This window comes from Curtobacterium pusillum (assembly GCF_013359865.1).
GTDB lineage: Bacteria > Actinomycetota > Actinomycetes > Actinomycetales > Microbacteriaceae > Curtobacterium > Curtobacterium pusillum.
The window spans coordinates 1-780 of the sequence record NZ_JABMCE010000007.1; the positions used below are offsets into that span (position 1 = coordinate 1).

A 780-nucleotide genomic window follows, 5' to 3' on the forward strand; every position below is an offset into this window, starting at 1 on the left:
GCGTCCCGGACCGGGTTGATGGCGTACGGGCACGCCTCGGGCAAGGAGCTGCCCGAGCTGTTCGACTCGATCCGGCACCACCAGGAGCTCGGCTACAAGTCGATCCGGGTGCAGACCGGTGTGCCGGGGCTGAAGTCGATCTACGGCATCGCGTCGAACGCGACGCTCGAGGGCAACGAGGGTGTCCGGTACGACCACGAGCCGGCGCAGCGCGGCGCGCACCCGTCGCAGGAGGACTGGGACACGCGGTCGTACCTGCGGCACGTGCCGACGGTGTTCGAGGCGGTGCGGAACGAGTTCGGTCCGGAGTTGCCGCTGCTGCACGACGGGCATCACCGGATGACGCCGTTGCAGGCGGCGAAGCTCGGCAAGTCGCTGGAGCCGTACGACCTGTTCTGGTTGGAGGACTGCACGCCGGCGGAGAACCAGGAGGCGTTGCAGCTGGTCCGGCAGCACACGACGACGCCGTTGGCGATCGGTGAGGTGTTCAACACGATCTGGGACTTCAAGGACATCATCCGGGACCAGCTGATCGATTACGTCCGCGGTGCGGTGACGCACATGGGTGGGATCTCGCCGTTGAAGAAGACGATGGAGTACGCGGCGATGTACCAGGTCAAGTCGGGGTTCCACGGGCCGACGGACATCTCGCCGGTGGGGCTCGCGGCGCAGATGCACCTCGGGCTCGCGATCCACAACTTCGGGATCCAGGAGTACATGCAGCACGGGGATCGCACGAACCAGGTGTTCCGGCAGTCGTTCACGTTCACGGACGGGTAC

The 780-nt window shown here is 66.3% G+C and carries 1 protein-coding gene; it reads left to right on the top strand.

What is annotated here, in order from left to right; translation table 11 throughout:
* Nucleotides 1-780, top strand: a 780-nt coding sequence (locus tag HP507_RS00025; protein WP_277355401.1) for an enolase C-terminal domain-like protein, incomplete at both ends; no start/stop codon positions are given.